23 protein-coding genes and 1 pseudogene are annotated in these 19,859 nt (G+C 47.8%); 15 read left to right on the top strand and 9 right to left on the bottom strand.

Translation table 11 applies throughout. The features are described 5' to 3' along the window. Positions 1-8 precede the first annotated feature (8 nt). The gene (locus tag FZP57_RS02510) at positions 9-575 is read right to left on the bottom strand and encodes a heme-binding protein (protein ID WP_074358621.1); all 567 of its coding nucleotides are present in this window, start codon (positions 573-575) and stop codon (positions 9-11) included. A 181-nt stretch (positions 576-756) separates the two neighbouring features. Between FZP57_RS02510 and FZP57_RS02505 the strand changes: the two genes are divergently transcribed. Both FZP57_RS02505 and FZP57_RS02500 read left to right on the top strand, forming a co-directional pair. After that, entirely contained in the window at positions 757-909 is a 153-nt protein-coding gene (locus FZP57_RS02505; RefSeq protein WP_084531153.1) for a TIGR04165 family Cys-rich peptide, read from the top strand. 8 nt (positions 910-917) lie between these two features. Then, on the top strand, positions 918-1,928 hold the full coding sequence (locus FZP57_RS02500) for a TIGR04083 family peptide-modifying radical SAM enzyme (protein WP_191216404.1): 1,011 nt from the start codon (positions 918-920) through the stop codon (positions 1,926-1,928). A 128-nt stretch (positions 1,929-2,056) separates the two neighbouring features. Here FZP57_RS02500 and FZP57_RS02495 read toward each other — a convergent pair whose 3' ends face one another. The 3 genes from FZP57_RS02495 to FZP57_RS02485 form a co-directional block, all read right to left on the bottom strand. Continuing rightward, positions 2,057-2,344, bottom strand: a complete 288-nt coding sequence (locus tag FZP57_RS02495; protein WP_191216403.1) for a hypothetical protein — start codon at positions 2,342-2,344, stop codon at positions 2,057-2,059. Between the two features lie 260 nt (positions 2,345-2,604). Beyond that, positions 2,605-3,174, bottom strand: coding sequence for a zinc dependent phospholipase C family protein (locus FZP57_RS02490; protein ID WP_074358620.1), 570 nt, complete (start codon positions 3,172-3,174; stop codon positions 2,605-2,607). A gap of 181 nt (positions 3,175-3,355) precedes the next feature. Continuing rightward, positions 3,356-3,736 carry a hypothetical protein gene (locus tag FZP57_RS02485; RefSeq protein WP_074359715.1) on the bottom strand — a complete coding sequence of 127 codons (381 nt, stop codon included), beginning with the start codon at positions 3,734-3,736 and terminating at the stop codon, positions 3,356-3,358. A gap of 221 nt (positions 3,737-3,957) precedes the next feature. On the opposite strand from FZP57_RS02485, the gene FZP57_RS02480 reads away from it, so the two are divergent. Further along, the gene (locus tag FZP57_RS02480; RefSeq protein WP_074358619.1) at positions 3,958-4,179 is read left to right on the top strand and encodes a hypothetical protein; all 222 of its coding nucleotides are present in this window, start codon (positions 3,958-3,960) and stop codon (positions 4,177-4,179) included. Between the two features lie 165 nt (positions 4,180-4,344). Here the strand turns inward: FZP57_RS02480 and FZP57_RS02475 are convergent, their stop codons facing one another. Next, positions 4,345-4,893 carry an ArsR family transcriptional regulator gene (locus FZP57_RS02475; RefSeq protein ID WP_074358618.1) on the bottom strand — a complete coding sequence of 183 codons (549 nt, stop codon included), beginning with the start codon at positions 4,891-4,893 and terminating at the stop codon, positions 4,345-4,347. Between the two features lie 150 nt (positions 4,894-5,043). Here FZP57_RS02475 and FZP57_RS09320 point away from each other — a divergent pair, with 150 nt between their 5' ends. From FZP57_RS09320 to FZP57_RS02465, 3 genes are read left to right on the top strand one after another with little or no spacing between them, the layout of a single operon-like run. Next, complete coding sequence (locus FZP57_RS09320) at positions 5,044-5,295, top strand: hypothetical protein (protein ID WP_238337964.1); 252 nt, start codon at positions 5,044-5,046, stop codon at positions 5,293-5,295. A 4-nt stretch (positions 5,296-5,299) separates the two neighbouring features. Further along, the gene (locus tag FZP57_RS09315) at positions 5,300-5,767 is read left to right on the top strand and encodes a tributyrin esterase (RefSeq protein WP_238337963.1); all 468 of its coding nucleotides are present in this window, start codon (positions 5,300-5,302) and stop codon (positions 5,765-5,767) included. A 9-nt stretch (positions 5,768-5,776) separates the two neighbouring features. Beyond that, a complete protein-coding gene (locus FZP57_RS02465) occupies positions 5,777-7,636 on the top strand; it encodes a glutamate synthase-related protein (RefSeq protein ID WP_191216402.1) in 1,860 nt (619 codons plus the stop codon). Positions 7,637-8,073: 437 nt separating this feature from the next. Here the strand turns inward: FZP57_RS02465 and FZP57_RS02460 are convergent, their stop codons facing one another. Genes FZP57_RS02460 through FZP57_RS02450 form a run of 3 tightly spaced genes read right to left on the bottom strand, consistent with a single transcriptional unit; the run spans position 8,074 to position 10,563 of the window. Continuing rightward, positions 8,074-8,817 (bottom strand): MIP/aquaporin family protein, encoded by a 744-nt coding sequence (locus tag FZP57_RS02460; protein ID WP_074358614.1) that lies wholly within the window; start codon positions 8,815-8,817, stop codon positions 8,074-8,076. Between the two features lies 1 nt (position 8,818). Beyond that, positions 8,819-9,028, bottom strand: coding sequence for a DUF2180 family protein (locus tag FZP57_RS02455; RefSeq protein WP_074358613.1), 210 nt, complete (start codon positions 9,026-9,028; stop codon positions 8,819-8,821). 35 nt (positions 9,029-9,063) lie between these two features. After that, the gene (locus FZP57_RS02450; RefSeq protein WP_074358612.1) at positions 9,064-10,563 is read right to left on the bottom strand and encodes a DUF2193 domain-containing protein; all 1,500 of its coding nucleotides are present in this window, start codon (positions 10,561-10,563) and stop codon (positions 9,064-9,066) included. Positions 10,564-10,885: 322 nt separating this feature from the next. Between FZP57_RS02450 and FZP57_RS02445 the strand changes: the two genes are divergently transcribed. The 9 genes and pseudogenes from FZP57_RS02445 (at position 10,886) to FZP57_RS09300 (ending at position 18,448) form a co-directional block, all read left to right on the top strand. Continuing rightward, entirely contained in the window at positions 10,886-11,191 is a 306-nt protein-coding gene (locus FZP57_RS02445) for a DUF2769 domain-containing protein (RefSeq protein ID WP_191216401.1), read from the top strand. A 257-nt stretch (positions 11,192-11,448) separates the two neighbouring features. Further along, positions 11,449-12,144, top strand: a complete 696-nt coding sequence (locus FZP57_RS02440; RefSeq protein ID WP_202879479.1) for a radical SAM protein — start codon at positions 11,449-11,451, stop codon at positions 12,142-12,144. 102 nt (positions 12,145-12,246) lie between these two features. After that, positions 12,247-12,771: a hypothetical protein gene (locus tag FZP57_RS02435; protein WP_191216399.1), complete on the top strand. Its 525-nt coding sequence runs from the start codon at positions 12,247-12,249 to the stop codon at positions 12,769-12,771. Between the two features lie 295 nt (positions 12,772-13,066). Beyond that, the gene (locus FZP57_RS02430) at positions 13,067-13,594 is read left to right on the top strand and encodes a hypothetical protein (RefSeq protein WP_191216398.1); all 528 of its coding nucleotides are present in this window, start codon (positions 13,067-13,069) and stop codon (positions 13,592-13,594) included. Between the two features lie 94 nt (positions 13,595-13,688). Next, the gene (locus tag FZP57_RS02425; RefSeq protein ID WP_074358608.1) at positions 13,689-14,582 is read left to right on the top strand and encodes a hypothetical protein; all 894 of its coding nucleotides are present in this window, start codon (positions 13,689-13,691) and stop codon (positions 14,580-14,582) included. Between the two features lie 475 nt (positions 14,583-15,057). Further along, a complete protein-coding gene (locus FZP57_RS09310; protein WP_238337962.1) occupies positions 15,058-15,216 on the top strand; it encodes a hypothetical protein in 159 nt (52 codons plus the stop codon). Between the two features lie 56 nt (positions 15,217-15,272). Next, positions 15,273-17,723 carry an FmdE family protein gene (locus FZP57_RS02420; RefSeq protein WP_238337961.1) on the top strand — a complete coding sequence of 817 codons (2,451 nt, stop codon included), beginning with the start codon at positions 15,273-15,275 and terminating at the stop codon, positions 17,721-17,723. 431 nt (positions 17,724-18,154) lie between these two features. Next, a pseudogene (locus FZP57_RS09305) lies at positions 18,155-18,214 on the top strand (hypothetical protein); the annotation flags it as partial. Further along, complete coding sequence (locus FZP57_RS09300; protein WP_238337960.1) at positions 18,215-18,448, top strand: hypothetical protein; 234 nt, start codon at positions 18,215-18,217, stop codon at positions 18,446-18,448. Between the two features lie 84 nt (positions 18,449-18,532). Here the strand turns inward: FZP57_RS09300 and FZP57_RS02410 are convergent, their stop codons facing one another. Beyond that, on the bottom strand, positions 18,533-19,768 hold the full coding sequence (locus tag FZP57_RS02410; RefSeq protein WP_202879485.1) for an LL-diaminopimelate aminotransferase: 1,236 nt from the start codon (positions 19,766-19,768) through the stop codon (positions 18,533-18,535). Between the last annotated feature and the right edge of the window lie 91 nt (positions 19,769-19,859).

Here is a 19,859-nt window from a genome sequence, read left to right as displayed (position 1 = left end):
ATGTCTGACTAAACCTTTACAAGGATCTCATTTTTCCTCATAAACCCTGGTACAGCAGGGTGGTTGTACTGCGCCACTATGAATCTTGACCCTGGCTCAATGGAATTTTTCCTGAGCCACTCCCTGAGTTCAGCTATCTTCTCCCGTGCCATCCTGCTGTTAACCCTGCCTGAAAACCTGTAGGCTGCCATGCGCTGATTCCTCTCCTCCCTGAAGCTTATACGATCATCCACCGGTTCCGGGAGTGTTTCAAGGGTATATTTTGATGGCATGGTAAATGATATCCTGTAGGTGCCCTCCTCCACATCATCAGGGACCTCCTCTGTAACAGGGACTGCCATGGGTATCCTCTCAGAGGAGCCCCTCTCAACAATGGTCACCGGTGATGTCATAGGGAGTTCCTCCTTCCTCCTGTTGTTCCCGAATATGTAATCTGCAAGTATTGAAAAACCCTTCAGCAGGGCATCCCTGAAATCCCCCTCAACATCAACCTGGGCCAGTATGTATCCAGGGTAGAGTCTTACTTCAAATTCTCCATCCTTCACTTCAACATGATAATCCGGACTCTCGGTCAAGATACAGCCCCCCATTATGATATTTTATATATCCCTCCCCATATATCTAGTTACATGATGTGGATAGTGCATGCATACTGTGATCTCTGCATGGCAAAACACCCTACCATATGGGTGACAGGATAGAGGAGTGTCCATGTGGAGGCGGTTACGTTGTTGAGGAGATAATAGAGGTCTGAAAATGAATTTAGAGGAAATTCTGGCAGAATGTCCTGTCTGCGGGTGCCGGGACAAGGTTGTTAAGAGGAGATTCATGGATGAACATAAATCCAGGACATCCATGAAGGAGATCGTCTGTGAAAAGTGCGGCCATGTCTTTGAGACTGCAGATTAGGTGATCCCATGGCGTTTCATGTTATGATCATCCCATCCATGAACTGCCCCTCCGACTGCAGTTACTGCTGGGGCGTGGACCGTGACTCAAAGGTCATGGACATTGAAACCATAAGGGATACCGTTGAATGGCTCCGTGGATTCAGGGATGAACCTGCAACCTTCACCTTCCATGGAGGGGAACCCCTCCTTGCAGGTTACGATTTCTACCGTGAGGCCCTCAGGCTCATATCAGAGGAGCTCTCATTTCTAAGACCTGCCTTCGCCATACAGACGAACCTCTGGCTCATGACAGATGAACTGGCAGAACTCTTTGCAGAGTACAGCATACCCATAGGTTCAAGTCTTGACGGACCTGAAGAGCTCAACGACTTCCAGAGGGGTGAAGGATACTTTAAGAAGACCATGAGGGGCTATGAAATAGCAAAGAGGCACGGCCTGAAGGTCAGCTTCATAAGCACATTCACATCCTATTCAATAAAGAGGAAGGAGGAGGTCTTCAACTTCTTCCTTGAGAACCGGATGAACATGAAGCTCCACCCGGCCCTCCCCTCCCTTAAAAGTGAGGATCCTGAGGAGTGGGCTATAGGTGCAGAGGAGTACGGTGAACTTCTCCTCTACCTCCTTGATGAGTACCTTGAACACTTCCATGAGATTGAGATACAGAACATTGACCATTTTGCCAAGAGTTCCTTCTTAAGGCGCGGAGTCGTATGCACCCATGCAGACTGCATCGGCAACACCTTCGCGGTGGACCCATACGGCGACATATACCCCTGCTACCGCTTTGTTGGGATGAAGGAGTACATAATGGGTAACGTGTCTGACAGGCCCTCCATGGAGGAACTGGAGGAAAGTGAAGCCCTTAAATCCCTTTATCAATGGAGGGGGCTTGTTGATGAGGAATGCGGGGACTGCGAGTTCTACAGGTTCTGTCTTGGCGGCTGCCCCTACAATGCCGTGACCATAGAGGACGGGAGGATGAGGATTGATGGTGTTGACCACCAGTGCGAGGCCTAGAGGATGATCTTCACCGAAATCAACAGGAGGGCTAACCGGGAATTTCTTGAGTCAGGGATCCTTGGAGGAGAGAAAAAGAAGAGAGGACATGGGGTCCTCGATATAATGATGAAATAAGGGTCTTAAAATCAAAAAAAAAGGAAGCCCTTGATATGAGGCATTCCCTTAAAACAGTTTTCAGTTTTTGGTCTCACCTCGGCCATAATAACAACCCTTGGCCTTATGGTTGGACTGCACTCAGGAACCCATTCAAGACTTGCGGTTATCGGAGGGGTTCTGACGGTAGCAGTAGCGGATGCCTTCTCAGATGCCCTTGGAATACACATTGCTGAGGAGGCCGAGGATAAACATACACACCTGGAGGTCTGGGAGTCCACCATCGCAACCTTTGTAACAAAGTTCTTCTTTGCAATCAACCTTCATTATCCCTGTCCTTCTCCTGGCCCTTCATGCTGCCATTATTGTATCTGTAATCTGGGGATTGGTCCTTCTGGGTGTTCTAAGTGTTCATATTGCCCGTTCGCAGAACGCCCCTGTGATCCGGGTCCTTGGTGAGCACCTGGTAATGGCCATCATCCTGATAATAATAACACATTACACAGGAGACTGGATCTCCTCAACCTTCGGTTGATTATAAATTAAAAAGGGACTATATGAACCAAGAATAACTCAAAAGCTAGAAGTATCCGATAGAGTTCATTATCTCCCTGTATGACAGGCCGCATGCCATGTCCAGGGCATCGCTGATGTATCTGTCATCACCCTCAAGGACCCATTTCCTCCAGAGAATGGCTGCCTCTTCATGAGTTTCGCCCTCGGTGTAAGCCATTCCTGGTTTGATCATCATCGCCCTCAGTTCATAGAGGGTGTGGAAGTAGCGACTGGACCCGCCTGATGTGTGGGGACCGCATACGCCATCGGATATGTAGTGGCTTGCAACACCAAAACAGTAGCTGGCATACCTGTAGTTGCCTGACTCGTAACTGATTTTTCCCTGGTTTAACCAGAAACTGGCCTTCTGGGTAGTGTAGGGATAGGTGTGGTATTTAAAATCAAAGAATACTGTGTCGGGGTCATCTGCACCGTTCTTCATCTCATCAAGGCTGAGCTTTGACCTTACATCTTCAGGCATTGCATGGTAGACGCTCTCTGCGATTTCATGGTGATTTTTTATGGACCATGCATGTGCACCCTGAATCTGGGACGCTGCAAGAATAAGGACTGCGGCTAGAATGATGAATCTCATCTTAACCTCAGTGAATTTAATAAAAATTATTTTAAAAAGAGTTGGCTCTTCGGTTATATAAATCTATGTGTGATAATACGTTCCAGGTCTTAACAGTTATACTGAATGTCTTCTTTCCACGGCGAAAGTTGAAAAAATACGTTCATGTTACTGGAGTTATATGAATCCATGTGCACATACATCATAAAATACGTTCAAGTTTCATGTTACCGTTGCATCTGTAGACCTCTGCGGCAACTCCAAAGGCCTCTATACGTGTCCTTACTGAATCAACTGACCTCTGGGGGGCTATGATCCAGAATCTTTTTCCATCGGTGCTTGCGAATCTTTTCCATTTTCTCATATCAGGATCATCAGTCAGGATCTCAACTATTATCTCATCAGCACCATTTAATGCGTGGACATCAGGCATGAACCCCTTAAGGGTTCTTGGCCTTATTTTCTTCTTGCCGTTATTTATCTTCACATCGTATCCCCTGCTCCTGAGGTGTTCTGTAACTGTTCCTAAAATATTAAGGTATTCTGAATCCATCTTATTGTAGTTTAAAGGTTTTTTAAACATTTCAGGCCCCTTAAGTCTTTTTCCGGTTTCAGTTTTATTATACTTTAAAGGTTTTTTAAACATTTCAGGCCCCTTAAGTTTTTTCAGACAGAATCCTGAAGAATTCTTTCTGAACATTGTATATAGTATTGTCGAAGGTTGTATAAATACTTATAGGGTTCTGGGTTTATGATACAAAAACTATATATGTATCCAGATTATAGTAAATATTGGTGATTTTGATGGGTGTGCTTGATGATGAAACCATTAAGATGAGGTACATTGAACTTGTCAGGAAGGGGATAATCGAAGGGGATGAATGCGCCTCCTATGCAAACAAGGAGGATTTGAAGCCGTGCATGAAGCGAAAGGTGGCTGAATTCGATGACTTCTTTGTACCCGGCACCGTCCTTATAAGTGAAAAGGCATCCTACAGGCTAAGGGTCGGGTACCCTATGGAATGAACCCTTCATTTTTAACTTAATCCCCCAGCATTAAATTCTTTTTTACCTGGAAAAATCGCACTCCAGAGGTTATGAAAGCTCTGGAATCCTTTAATAACTGCAGTAACCGGACAGAAAACCTCTAATCATATGCTGGCAGGCATTCTTTCACTCCCCTGGAAGTGTTCATATTATTACAAGTTTACCTGCATCCGTAATGAAATACCTGTCAAACATCTCTGACTGCTTTACAAGTCCCATCTCAATTAGCCCCGCAAGGTGTTTGTAGACCATTGCCCTTGAAATTCCAACTTCCCTTGATATCAGGACCGCATTCAGGCTTTCATTTTCAAGGGCCTCAAGTATCCTAAGTTTAGTATCAGATATATCGAGCTTCAGGGGCGGCATTCTCACTGCAGAGTCAGCAAAGCATGTGTAAACAGCGTCGACACATTCCCTGTAGCCTATAAACGAAAGGATGCTACCGAGACCGCTTCCATCAGCCGCCACATAAACCTCCCCATGTTTTTTAGCGCCCCTGATAACTTCAGAAATCTTTTTAGCCGCTTTAACAGGGTTCTGTGTGCCAATTACAATCACACCTCCCTTTATGAACTTCTCAAGGCATGAATCATTGAAATTTTCAGACTGGACAGATATCAGGCCATCGATCTGGGTCTTCATTGCAGCATCAAAGAGGCACCTTCCCCGCAGGTTACTTACAAGGGTCTTCATTATAACCACCATAGACTATTCTCATTATAATGTATAATATTCTCTTTATCATATTTATCCTTATACCCCATGTTTTCAGAAATGGGAATCCTTAAATTATGATGATTTGAAGATGTTTCATTAAAGAGCAAAAATAACAGGGGATGTTAGATGACTGTTCAGGAATTGAAAATTGCCGGTGATGACCTATCAACAAGGGACATCAACAGAAAGATAAAGGAAGCCCTCAACGAGAACATAAGACGGTTCAGCATAGAGAGCAACGCTGAGCTTGATTCCATCGTTGTGGGCATAAGGGAGGAAGCAGAATTCATCCTCAATGGAAGGTTCGGTGACTTCGTGGGAGCCCTCAACCACGGTCCAAGGATAGAGATCCACGGGAAAACCGGTATACGTTGGTAACAACATGACCTCCGGTGAAATAGTGGTCCATGGAAACGCCGATGACGGTGTTGGCTTCGGTACCTACAATGGAACAATAGTGGTCCATGGAAACGCCGATGACGGTGTTGGCTTCGGTACCTACAATGGAACAATAGTGGTCCATGGAGACGCCGGAGACGGCATCGGTCAGCTAAACAAGGGTGGTGTGATAATCATCGAAGGTGACATAGGAGACCTTGCAGGCCTCTACATGCTGAGCGGGGACCTTATAATAACAGGTGACGCCGGTAAAGACCTTGGTGACTGGATAATCGGCGGGAACATATACGTGGCCGGAGACTTTGAAACAGGGACAAATGCAAAGGTTGTTGAACCTGAAAAGGAGGACGTTGATAAACTTTCAGCACTCTTCAATCAGTATTCCGTGGATGCCTCACCAGAAGAATTCAAAAAGATACAGAGAAAGGAGATACGTCCCTTCTATGGATAGGTGGTTTAAATGGTGCAGATACTCTTAACAGAACCTGAAAAATGTGATGGATGTAACGAGTGCATAGAAGCCTGTGAAAAGGTCCTTGGAAAGAGCGCCCTGTTCCTGAACAAGATGGACAGCGGATACCATGCAATTGTCTGCCAGCAGTGCATTGACCCATCCTGTGCAAGGGGCTGCTTCAGGGACGCCATAAAGAGGGAAAACGGCACCGTGAGTATTGACCAGGAATCCTGTGTTGGCTGCAAGCTATGCATGCTCATGTGTCCAATTGGAGCGATAACCTACACAGAGGATGGTATGGTTAAGTGTGACCAGCAGTGCATCCAGAACCCCGGCGACACCCCTGCATGTGTGGCTGCATGTGAAAAGGGCTGCCTTGAAGCCATGGACGTCATGGACTATGTGAGCGACATCCAGAGGGGCTTTGAAGTTAAAACACCGGGTTCCAGTTCAATCACACCATCATCACCATCATCAGACCTTGCAGCTGCAACACAGGGCCTCTGTGTGTTCTGCGGGACCTGTGAAATCGTATGCCCAACAGACGCCATAGAAATCGTTGATAACAGTCCTAAGATAGATAAGACAAGGTGTATAATGTGCGGATCATGCCTTGCTGCCTGTCCGGTACTCCTGCCCACAGGGGCCGGAAGTATCTGGGACCCCAGGACAATCGCGGATATCAGGTACACATCCAAGGCAGGAAAGTACGTCCTGAGGGGTTTCGGTACCGAGAGGAGGCTCCCTAACTTTGATAACATCATTATCCTCCCAGCACAGGCATCAATCCCACCGGTGGACAAGTACAGGGAACCATGTAACACCAGCGTCGTCCTGGGTGACAGGTATGCCGAGGAACCGCTGGTACTCCAGACCCCGGTACTGATTGCGGGTATGTCCTTCGGTGCCCTCAGCAAGGAGAGTAAACTGGCGATGGCCAAGGGTTCGGCCATGGTTGGTTCCTGTGCAAACACGGGTGAGGGTGGAATGCTTCCAGAGGAAAGGGAGCTTGCAGACAAGCTCATGGTGCAGTACTCCAGTGGAAGGTTCGGTGTGTCCTCTGACTACCTGAACGTCGGGGATGCCATTGAGGTTAAAATCGGACAGGGGGCGAAGCCCGGGATGGGGGGTCACCTCCTTGCAGAAAAGGTGAGCCCTGAAGTTGCCAGGATCCGTAGGATCCCCGAGGGTACAGACGCCCTCAGCCCGGCACGTTTCCTTGACGCCACAAGGGAGGGTGACCTTGCAAAGCATATAGAACTCCTCAGGGAGGTCACAGACTGGAGGGTTCCGATTGTTGTGAAGCTGGGACCCGGCCGTGTATATGAGGACGTTCAGATCGCTGCAGAAGCCGGTGCAGATATAATATCCGTTGACGGTATGGAGGGAGGTACCGGTGCTGCTCCAGAGGTCGTGATTGAACATACCGGTGTACCAACACTCGCAGCCCTTGTACAGGCAGTTAACGGCCTCAATGACATCGGACTCAAGGAAGAGGTGGACCTCATAATAACCGGAGGTATAAGGAGCGGTGCAGATGTTGCCAAGGCAATGGCCATGGGTGCCGATGCCGTATACATAGGTACCGGTGCGATGATTGCCATGGGCTGCAGGGCATGCCGTATGTGCTACACAGGCAAGTGCCCCGTTGGTGTTGCAACCCAGGACCCTGTCCTCAGGAAACGCATGGACGTTGACCTTGCAGCAAGGAGGGTTGCAAATTACATAAAGTCCATGACTGAGGAGGCCAAGATGCTTGCCCAGCTTGCAGGACACGACGACATACGGAAGTTCAGTCCAGAGGACCTCCGTGCACTTGACACCAACACGGCAGCCATCACTGGTTTAAAACTCATAAACCAGTGATTCAACACCATTTTTCCGCCTCTGAAATCTTCTGCAAATAGAAACCACAAATCAAATTTTATTTTAAGGGCTTATCCATGTCTCATGGCATTGGTTCAGCAGCGTATTTTCTAGAGTGGAGTTTTATGATAAAGCATTTTGAAACAAGTCTGATGGGCTTGTGATGGTTATCCGTGATATTAGTGGAGTTTTATGATAAACCATTTTGAAACCGCATACATAGGGACACCTTTCCTCCAGGGAGCAGAGAAAGGGTAGGGCATATCGGTTCAGTATTTGCTTTCCCATCAATTCAGGCCATCATCATGCCTGAACGGTAACTCGGCGGCGCTGGCGCTTTCTCATCAATGTAACTACAGCAATGGTATTGCCATGACGTTCATCCTCTCCCTTTTCCTGGAGGGAATGGGAACGGAGGCCGTGAAAAAATAAAATATTTAGGGTTCTGATGTCAGGTACACGTAGGTCATGGCTGCCAGGACCGCTCCAGCTATGGGTCCTATGACGTAGATGGGGAAGTACTTCCAGAGGTTTGTACCTGCAAATATCATGTCATTGAGGTATGGTCCGAAGGTACGGGCCGGGTTCAGTGAACTTCCGCTGATGTTACCCAGGGTCGTGATTATACCTGCAACCGTGAGGCCTATTATGATCCCTGCAAAGCCCTTTGGGGCCCTCTCATCCACGGCGATGCCCATTATTGTGATCATGAGAAGGAATGTTCCCACTATCTCTGCAAGGAGTGCCTGCCAGTAGCTGATTCCCGGGAACGGTGCTGTTGCACCTAGCCCTCCGACTGTGGCTGCTGCCGGACCCGCACATTGGAGGAATATGAAGCTACCGAAGGCTGCTCCCATGAGCTGTGCGATTATATAGGGCACAACATCCCTTCCCGGAAACTTCCTGACCGACCAGAGGCCGATGGTCACCGCAGGGTTTATATGGCACCCCGAGATGTTACCCATGGCATATATGCTTGCAGCTATTGCAAAACCGAATGCAAGGCCCACTGCAACCCAGTCACCGAGTCCGCCCAGCAGGCCGATGCCGATGTTGAAGGGGTTCGGGGCCGTGCCGCCGGATGCTATCATCAGGGTTATTGCTGCTGAGCCGGCACCGAAGAATACAAGGAAGAAGGTGCCTATAAACTCGGCGATGCACCTCTTTGTAAGGGATACCATCCTAGTCCTCCTTCATCACGTTATAACAGTAGGGACAGAGTATCCTTGGAAGTGTGCCCTTGACCTTCTCTGAAGGGAAGGGATAGCCTCCACTCCATATCTCGGTTTCCTCACGTATCGCGTGCTCGGTGCAGAGTCCCATTCCACATACGATGCAGATTGCAACAGCATCCGTGTCCTTTCCCTGCTCCGCGCATACATAGCATTTCATTTAAACCCCCCTGAAAAAAATTTAAGGTTCAGAAGCTATACAGCTTCTCTCCACTGGCAGTGGTTGTGCCTGAAGTCCACAAGGGCTGCTGCTGCACAGTTCTTACATGTCCTTGCAGGTGAAGCCGCGCTCTCCTTGTGAAGTGCTATTATGTTCGTCATGAGTGTCGCGGTCACAGGTTCGCTTGTAAGGAGGCATGGATAGTCTGCAAGCCTCATGAGAGCTGAGAACCTGACTGTTATTGCACATGCAGGGTAGGTGTAGCGCTGCGGGTTCATTATGACCTCGTTTTCATGTATCGGTGAGAGGTCAACCCTGTAATCTCCAACCATTGGTTCGAGGGGTCCCTCTGATCCGTTGAGCATCCTCCTTGTCTTATCAAGGTGGATCCATCCACGGTAGATCATGTCCATGAAGTCACTGTTGTGGAGTTCTGCTGCCGCCCCCCTTGTCGGGTAGAGCTGTACATAGTTATGGAACCTCTTTGTAAGGAGGTCAACCACGCCTATGGCGTTGAACCCGTCAAGTTCCAGGATGTATTCAACTGCACATGCTGATGAACCTGTTGCAAGGCTCAGGACATCGTATTCGCTCTTGAAGGATCCCACTGCACTGTTGAGGGTGCTGTCCATGACCTCGGTGGTTGCCTCGATTATGGCCATGACAACATCATCCTTGCACATGTTGTAGGTGGACTGGGCAATGTGGTGTGATATGTCCCCGACACAGTATGCTGGAACCGTGAGTATGTTACCGTAGTGGACGCCATCGTCCATTGCTGCCCTAACTGTTCCCTCCATTTGGCTCTTGTAGCGGGACATGTACTCCCTTACATCAAAGGATTCATGTCCAAGGTCATCCATGAGTTTTGCCTGTGCCTCAACAGGTTCCTCATAGATGTATTTGACCATCTCTATTTCCTTCTGGGCTGCCTCTGCAGCTGTTGCTCCGTTCTCAAGTTCATTAGCGAATACCTCGCCTATACCGTAGGAGGTGTTCATGCCCCATGATTTTGCTGCGAGTATTGCCTGCTTGTGCATTTCGGGTATGTCTGTCCCGGCCAGTATCCTGTTTACAACGTTACTTGTGCTGCCGGGCATGAGGGCAAAGTCGACGACACATGTTGGACCGTAGAATCCTCCATATCTCCTTATTGCCTCCCTTCCAATGAGGGCTTCGGCTTTTCCTATGGCATCTATGAATGCCTCAAGGCTCTTCTCAAATTCACTGTCCTCTTCCCTTAAGATTTCAAGGACTACCGGTGTCTGGTAGTGTTCCACGAAGGGGTCGTCCTCGGGTCTTATGGTGTCTGTAAGGCTGTCAAGGATCTCGTAGTGTGCCTTAACCGAGTTCTTGTGCAGGTTTATAACTGCCTCGCTCTGGTTGTCCACGGCTTCCATGTCCTGCACAACGTCCAGGTAGGCCTTCGTATCCTTTATCTTAAACTCCTTTCCTCTATTCTTTTTTATGGTTTCCACATCGGCTTTCTGGGCCATCATGGCCTCTTTTACCATTTTTTCATATATTTCAGCCATTAGATCACCTTCGGTAGAAATGCTCCAGGATGGATCCTGGTGACTTACACTCTACCAATAACAAATGGATCTTTAGCATTAATATTGTTTTCTGAAAGTTACAAGACAAAAGATTTAAATATGGACTATTTTTTGAAAAAAAAATTTAATTTATCATGATTATTAATGAAATTTTTATTTTTTCGAAAATTTGAACCGCCTGGAGGGACAACATATTACTGGGTGATGCTGGTTTACACCACCAGGATTTCATGTAGATATGGTGGAGGCCCATAACCGTTACAATATCATCAAAGTTTCAAGTAGATATGGGGATGATACAATGGGAGTTGAATTCAGCATGGAGAACATCAGGAGGTGCCTCTGCCTTGAATGTCCTGTCCAGAAGAGGAGCAGGTGCGTGGCCGATAAAAAGAAGATCATGCTCCTCATAACACAGCAGGACCTTGACAGTGCCATGCGCATGGATACCGACAGGGTTCCCGGGGTCTACTGCTCAACAGGCAGGGCCATATGCAGGGACATAGACCCTCATGAGGTCTGCCTCTGCAGTGAATGCGAGGTATGGGATGAACACGGACTCGGTGAAGGCAGAGTCACTGATTACTTCTGCATCAGGGAAGAGTGAACTACCCCTCCTGGGCTTCCGGCAGAAAAGTTAAAAGATAAGCTTTAATCATTAAATTGATTGTGATATGGAAACATGGTGAAGGATGCCCACCCCAGTGGTATGAAGTTCCAAGGGGTGCAGATAAATTCGTTATATAGGGCTATAGCGAAGTTAGGACCCTGGCGCAGGACCATCCTCAGGGGAGAAGATGCCCTGAATGACCGGAAAGTGACGGTTACATATATACCGGTCAATCAAAATAGAAGATGTTAGAGGTGAAAGTTATTCTCATATCCCACATATCCATAAGCGACGTGATAACCCTACTCACACCAACATGTAACTTCAGGTGCAGTTACTGTTTCTTCAGGCCCATGGGGTGCAGATCGTACACTCCATCCAAGGTGGCGGACGTTATCATTGATGTTATGGCTGAATCAGACACCGACACTGTGCTCATTGCAGGGGGTGAACCCACACTACAGTCCGATCTCCCGGAGCTCACAGAGATCCTACACCGAAATGACCTCAGGGTGATCCTTTCAACCAACGGCACCAGGAGGGATGTCATAGAGAGGTGCGCCCTTGATGAGGTGCACGTGGACCTCAAGGCCCTTGACGATGAAAAGCACAGAAGACTCACAGGATCATCAAACCGGGAAGTCCTTAGGTGCATAGAGGCCCTTGCATCCTCAGATGACTTCCTCCTTGAAGTTGCAACCGTCTTCATCCCCGGTATCGTGGATGTTGATGAGATTGAGGATATAGCATCATTCCTCTCCCCACTGAACGTCAGTTACAGGATAACCGGTTACATGGAGTACGGTAACGAACTCGGGGCACCCCGACCAGGCCCTGAACTGATCATGGAGGCTGCTGAGGTGAGCAGGAAGTACCTGGACCATGTTACAACATCCCTTGATTTCCGGAGGCACAAACCAAGAAAGAGGATAATAACTGACCTCAGGTAGCCCAACGGTCCCCCACCATGATAGTACGAGGGTATGGCCTGGAAAAATCGCAAAGTTTTTTTAAGATGAACCTGATTATTTATAATATCGAGGTTTGGGACGATGAAGACAGAGACTCTATCTGTAATTTCACTTTTCCTTCTTGTTGCTGGAATCTTCGGGGCTGCGGCAGAAAATGACACCGTGAACAACACAACGGACCTTAAAAATGCATCAAAGGGCCCCACTGTTCAGCCCCTTTCACTTAGTGTGTCGGTAACGGCTGAACCCTCCACGGTAAACCTGGGGACCGTTTACCCGGATGGTGTTGAGAGGAGCTATACGAACATCGTGAACGTAAGGGTCCGTTATTTCCTGTCATTAGGAGATACACTTTCTGTAAGGGCCTCAGGTGACATGATAAACACTGCAGACAGCTCCCAGACGATCCCCCTTTCAAATCTTAAATTCAGCACGCCTTCTGTTGCCAAGAGATCATTCACGACCAGCGATTATGTTATAGCAACATACGGCGGTATTTTTGATCCTCGGGGTTCTAGAGAGGTTCCCCTGAGCCTATACATAACGGTACCTCCCTACACTGACCCCGGCACTTACTCGGTTACCTTGATATACACTGCAACATAACACCAGACCTTGTCGCACCCAAGCCCCCCACACCCCATATACACCACAACATAACACCAGACCTTATTGTCCCCAATCCTCCCCTCCTACACCCCATATACACTGCAACATAACATTGAACCCTGTTACCCCCACCAGCACACATCACACTGACGTACACCTCAACCATCCAAAAACATTTTTGTGACTCTGGTCACTGCTTCATGGTATATGGGTTTCCATGGTCACAAAACTCGAAAACTTTATATATGATCTATGGGAGAACTAATTCTATCAATAAAATCGGTGACTTGATATGAAAGAAAAATTAATGGGGATAATCCCACTGATTGTTGCACTTATGTTTGTGGTGGGAATCGGGACATTCAATGGACCATCCTACGCTGCAACCGCAACCCAGACTGTGACAGTGACAGTTCCTGAAGCTATCTCAATACAGGTTCCAGATGTAAACTTTGGAAGTGTAGCTGCAGGAAGTACAGGGACAAGCCCATCCTTCACTATAAATAACACGGGTAACGTTAAGATAGACCTCTACGTCAGGGCCGATGCTTCAGCATTCACAAGTCCAACCGCAACAGACACCATAGGAATTGAGAACTTCAGCATATTCAGTAATGTAACCGGAAGCTATCTAACCTTCCTAACGAGCTCACAGAAGATATATGACAACATGAACAAGGCACAGCAGGGAACTGGTAACCCAGCAACATGGAGTACAACTCTAAGACTCACAGTACCATCATTCACAGAGGACGGTGTCTACACCATAACAAACACATACACCGCAGTTAAACACAACGGAGCAGCACCTTCACCATAAACATTCAATTTTTTAAACTACCCCCTTTTTTCTATTTATAAAATAAATTTTTAAATACCCTTAAATTAGACTCTTTCTATGGAAGGTTGATACCATGAAGCTAAGGAACATAACAGCCCTCTTAACGGTCATACTTATTTTCGGCTCCATTGCACCATCAATTGCAACCGGACTCTGGGCCTCACCTGCAGAGTTCCGCTACAATCTCCAGCCGAATGGATCTGTAAGCGGTGAGATAACGGTGAGGAACACTGGGAAGGAACCGGTCAACGTCACCCTTGAGAAGAAGAGGCTTCTGATGGACAGCGTAAACCTCGTCTACTCTGATAGGGGGATAGCAGAGTGGATAACCATTGAGGGCAACACCACATTCATAATGAAGCCCGGTGAATCCAGGAAGGTCAGGTTCACGGTAAACGCGCCATCAAAGATCAACTACCTTGATGCCGCCGGTGCGGTGGTGATAAGGGGTGTCCCCCTCCAGAACACCACCAGGGGACAGATACAGATAACTCAGGGAGTTGAACTGGTAATCCCCATCTACGTTGGTCTGCCAGGACCTATAATAGAGTCACTGAGGCTCCTTGAACACCGGGCACCCTCAGTACTTGTTAGTTTCATGCCAGGGAAGTTCACCTACCTGCTCCAGAATAACGGTACGGTGCAGGCCAACATGACAGGAAACATAGAGATCAGCGGTATAACCGGGAAACAGAGGGTTCCCATCTCAGGTGTAGTCTACCCTGAAGACAATTACACCCTCATGGAGACCTGGAAGCCTGGATGGCTTGAGTTTGGATTATACACCGCCACCACAGAGATCAACTATGGACGTTACCATCAGACCAGGACAATAAGGACCACCGACACAATCCTCGTGATACCCGCATGGCTGATAGTTCTCCTTGTCCTTGGAGCCACGGTCTGGGTGATCCGCAGGAAGGGAATCGAACCTCCAATCTCAATAAAGGTTGAGAGGAAAAAATAACTTCCTTTTTTTATTTGTTACCAGATAGTACCCCCAGGATACAATAAGCTGCATATGGATGAATCCTTACCCCTAATAGTCCTCGGAGCTTCTTCTCCCGGCATGTAATTCTAAAAAACCTGATCCTGCTGCATTGATTCCCCAGATTTTAGTACTTCTTTCTAAAGTGACGCTTTTAGTTTGTTCATTCATGACCAGTCCATGCCATGGCTACCTGATATGTTCCTCCACAATGCATGAAAAAGGTATCAAGTGAGATAATCACCTTAAGGCTGAAAAGGGTCCCATGAATCTGATTTCACTGAAACCCCCAGAGCGCAGCCTGGAGTGATCCTCTATTTCCTCACATCACCCCCACTTTAAACTGCTTAGTATTACAACATCCCTGATTAACATGGAAATAGTAATAATAAATATTTATATGTTAGTAACATCATTATTTTTAATGATAAAAGATTTAAGGAGGTGAAATGTTATGGGAAGACAGTATTTCATGGTTTTCATGGTTCTTCTCTTTGCTGTTGAACTGACAGGTTCGGTGAGCGCAGTGGATACAAACTGTGAGGTGGGAATCAGGGTAAATTATGAATACGCCGATGATAATGGCAATATAAATCCTGATACCCAGAATTAACAGATGGTAACGGTATAAAGGTTAACTTCACCACGACATTTGACCCTGCAGCCAATATGACAAAAATCAAATTCAACTATGAAAACATAACCGAAAACACAGTGTTCACGGTAAAAATCAGGGCCCCTGGTTACAGGGAACTCTCACACACGTTCAAGTTAGCCAGCTACGGCACAGGATATGCAGCCCATCTATCACTGCAGATGAACGCCACCGACGCCTACAAACGCGGAAGGGAAATAACAAAGAAGGCCGATCAATTGCTGAACTTCACAAAAACAGGTGAAGTCCTTGTGATAACAACAGCCGGAAGCGCCTACTACAAGAACCAGACAACGGAAGACGTCCTTGAGGGTATACTAAACCAGGGACGTGGAATAATAAGCTATGGTAAAGGAAATCTGCTGATGCTCAGGAAAACCAGGCTTGACCCGCTGGACTTTGCATTCATAGTGAGGAAGGGCAACGACCTTATACTGGCCTACTTCAAGAATGCAAGTATGACACCCCTGTATGTAGGGACTGTCAGCCAGAATATGACCCTCACACAGTACCAGACGCTACAGAAAAAGCTGGGAGATGACACATTCCCCATAGCAAGCCTTGCCAATGCATGGGCCATCGGACTATCACCGGACATCCTACGGGAAGCAGCATTCCATGGACACGTCTGCATGGGAACAATATGCGGATACGCCATGATAGAAACACTCCTCAAATATTATCCGGCGACAAATGAATTCGGCCTCCCCCTTGAGGGTGTAAGTTACCAGGTTATCGGTGTGCCCGGCGGCTCAGATGACGACGTATTCATATACGCCATGGACGCAACACCCGGTAAAAGGGCCTACGTTGGATTCAACACAACCGAAGACACAAACATCGTGGGTTTCATCAGATGGAATTCAAAGACAAAGACGGGTACGCTTATCATAATGGCCTACAACCTCCAGGAACTTATAAAGAAATACAAACAGGAAACCTATGAAACAGCAGTATCCGAACTTAAATTCAATGCATGGGCTGTTAAAAAACTTAAAACAAACCCCGAATCCCTTGTGGATATCCTCTACGCATTCGACAATCTCACAGAGGAACAGGTGCACTATCTCATGGGATATGAACCAAACAAGGGAAACACAACCGTCGCAGCAGCCGGCCTTGACCTCAACTACATCCTCAACCAGACAAACCTGATAAATGCAACCCCCTCAAGCAGAACCTACAGTACAGGTACTCTAACATATGACGACTTGAGGAACATCGGTCGACTTGCAGCAGAGAAGGCTATCGAACTCTTCCGAGCCATCGGCATAACACTTGAGAGGGATGACTATCAGTTATTCGTCCTCACATCAGCGGGTTACGTCAGGCTCAACGGTCAGGACACCAGTCCTGTATGGGATGGGATCTACGACGTCCTTGGATCAAGACTCAGCAGAAAGACCCTCCTTCCTGTGCACGCACCACTCTGGGGAAACCTTAAATTCGACTTCTGCCTAGTTAACGGTACACAGAAGATAATCAAATCAATCTACTACAACGTAACAAGTGGAACATTCACTGTTCAGAATTCAGCTAGCTACATAATAGAGGAGGTACTTCCATATGATCCTCCCTTCGATGTGCTGATGGGATGGCTCTTCCATAACCATGTCTGTGGTGGAAGCTCACCCGGTTACCTGATAGCAGACTATATCTTCAACAATTACCCCAAGGGTGAGAATGAGAAGTACATCTACGTCACGACACTCGACAACTGTAAGGACGATATACTCTTCATGCTCCTTGGTGTTTCAGCTGGACAGGGAACCTATGCAAACCAGAGGCTTACAAGTGAGGAGACAACACTTGAAACAACAGGCGGGGGAATGAACGGAATGGTGGGCTACATCATAGTATGGGATGAGAAGACCAACACAGGAAGGGTTGCCATCATCACATGGCAGAGTCCACGATTCGTCCCGGGATCCAACAGCTATGAGGAGTACATCCGACTCTACAAGCATGACTGCTCATCACCGAACCTCGTCTCATTACCTACCGTCAGTACAGCGGCAGAGCGACTGATAAACCGTGAGGAACTCGGCATACTCCTTGCAGGCGGAACAGGATCCATGAATGCACTTCAATACATCTTCAGCATCCCCGCCAACAGGACCCTGGCTGACCTTGTACAGGTGGACAATGGAGGATCACATGATGGAAACCAGGGCGGTGTTCCTGGTGGTGTGCCCGGCGGTTCAACAGGTGGTGTTCCCTCAGGATCATCTCATGGTGCTACAGGAGGACATGCCGGTTATTCTCCAGGTGAGGATATCAGCGCCACCCCTGCAAGTGTTAGTGCAGCATCCGAGGTCTCAGAGGAATCTTCAGTTGAAGGTAAAAGGGTCTATGAGGTTAAGAATGCAACCCCCCCGGTAGCGACAGCGGTTCATCAGCATGGTACGTCTACGGTATCGTTGGTGTCCTTGCTGCAGCAGGTCTCGTGGCATTCGGGTTCCTGAAAGGCGGAGCAGGAAAATAGAACCATTTTTTATCTAATTTTTTATTTTAGCTACAGCACCAGAAAACTTCCTTTTATCAACTTCAAACCTCCGAAAGGCTTATACATGTGAATATATAGACTTACATGTGGAGTTTTTAACATGAATTTGAAGGGTGTGTCCTTAATACTTGTGCTTGTCATGCTACTTACACCCTCCGCCTATGCATGGAAGACGGTGACCCACTACGACACCGCACAAGTCATCTACGAGAAGCTGCCATCCTCCAAGAAATTAAAGCTGAATGTTAACGTCATGGTTGACGGATCCAACGACCCCGATGAAAAGTTCCATGCCACGGTAAGGCACAGCTTCCCAGGAGCTTCACCGAAGCTAAGAAGTGGCTTGACCGTGGCAGGAGCGCCTACAAAAACAGGAACTACAGGTATGCAAGCTACTGTTTTGGTGTTGCAAGCCACTACATAACAGACACCTTCTATGCACCTCACTGTGTGAGCAGGGAGTCCTCATCACTTCATTCAAGCTACGAGAGGCAGGCAGCATACCTTAAACCCAGGATAAGTTACATGTCAGGAGATCTCTATACACTTATGCAGCGCGGATACCTCAACGGAAGAAACAACTGGTCAGCCTGGACCCGGACAAGGAGCCCGTCAATAGTCCAGAGGGACCTCAACACAGGTACAAGTGTCGCCTACATTGCAATAAACAGGGCAATGAATTAAAAAAATAATTATTTTTTTATTTTAAAGGTCTGGAGAAGTTACCTCTTCAGATAACCCCTCCACCACCACACACGGTTCTTTAACTCAGAAGCTCAGCTCAGATAACCTCTCCATAGCCCTCACAGTGTTCTTGAGGGAGTTGAAGGCCGTGAGACGGAAGTAACCCTCACCGCTTGGACCGAACCCGACGCCCGGTGTTCCAACGACCTCCGCATCATTGAGGAGTCTGTCAAAGAACTGCCATGAGTCCATACCCTCGGGTGTCCTGATCCATATGTAGGGGGCGTTAACACCACCATAGTACCTTAAACCTGCCTTCTCAAGGCTCTCCCTTATTATCTTAGCGTTCTCCATGTAGTAATCGATTGATTCCCTTATCTCCCTCTGGCCCTCAGGCGTGTAGACAGCCTCCGCAGCCCTCTGGACCGGATAGGATACTCCGTTGAACTTGGTTGTCTGGCGCCTGTTCCAGAGATCCTTCAGGGCGTGCATCTTTCCCTCACTGTCAGGGACCTCAAGCTCCTCGGGCACCACCGTGAAGGCACACCTTGTACCCGTAAAGCCCGCGTTCTTTGAGAAGCTCCTGAATTCAACCGCAACCTCCCTCGCACCCTCTATCTCATAGATACTGTGGGGTATGTTATCCTCCTGTATATAGGCCTCGTAGGCTGCATCAAAGAGTATTATGCTTCCAGCATCCCTTGCATAGTCAACCCATTCCGCAAGCTGTTTATGTGTCAGGGCTGTTCCTGTGGGGTTGTTGGGATAGCAGAGGTAGATGAGGTCAACCTTCTCCTCCGGCAGAGGGGGTATGAAGTCGTTCTCCTCTGTGCATGGAAGGTAAACGAGGCCCTCATATCTTCCAGACTCATCCATGGGTCCTGTTCTCCCTGCCATTACATTGCTCTCAACGTATACCGGGTAGACGGGGTCTGTGACTGCAACCACGTTGTCTAGTCCGAAGATCTCCTGGATGTTTCCGGTGTCGCACTTGGCACCGTCGCTTATGAATATCTCATCCGGGGTGACATCAACCCCCCTTGAGGCGTAATCGTTCTCTGCAATGGCTTCCCTGAGGAAGGGGTACCCCTGTTCCGGTCCGTATCCCCTGAAGGTTTCCTCACCGGCCATCTCATCCACGGCCCTGTGGAAGGCCTCCACAACTGCCCCTGGAAGGGGCCTTGTCACATCACCTATACCCATCCTGATTATATCTGCATCAGGGTTTCTGGTCTGGAATTCCTCAACTCTCCTGTTTATCTCAGAAAAGATGTAACTGCTTTTAAGAAGCAGGTAGTTCTCGTTTACAGTCACCATGATCTAATACCTCCCGAAGGATAATCCATAAGAATATTATCATGTAGTCCTGGGGAGCTAATAAAAATTGCTGTACCATCCCCCGGATGAACCC

It is taken from the genome of Methanothermobacter sp. THM-1, from assembly GCF_009914355.1.
Classification (GTDB): domain Archaea; phylum Methanobacteriota; class Methanobacteria; order Methanobacteriales; family Methanothermobacteraceae; genus Methanothermobacter; species Methanothermobacter wolfei.
This window is presented reverse-complemented; position numbering and strand designations above follow the sequence as displayed.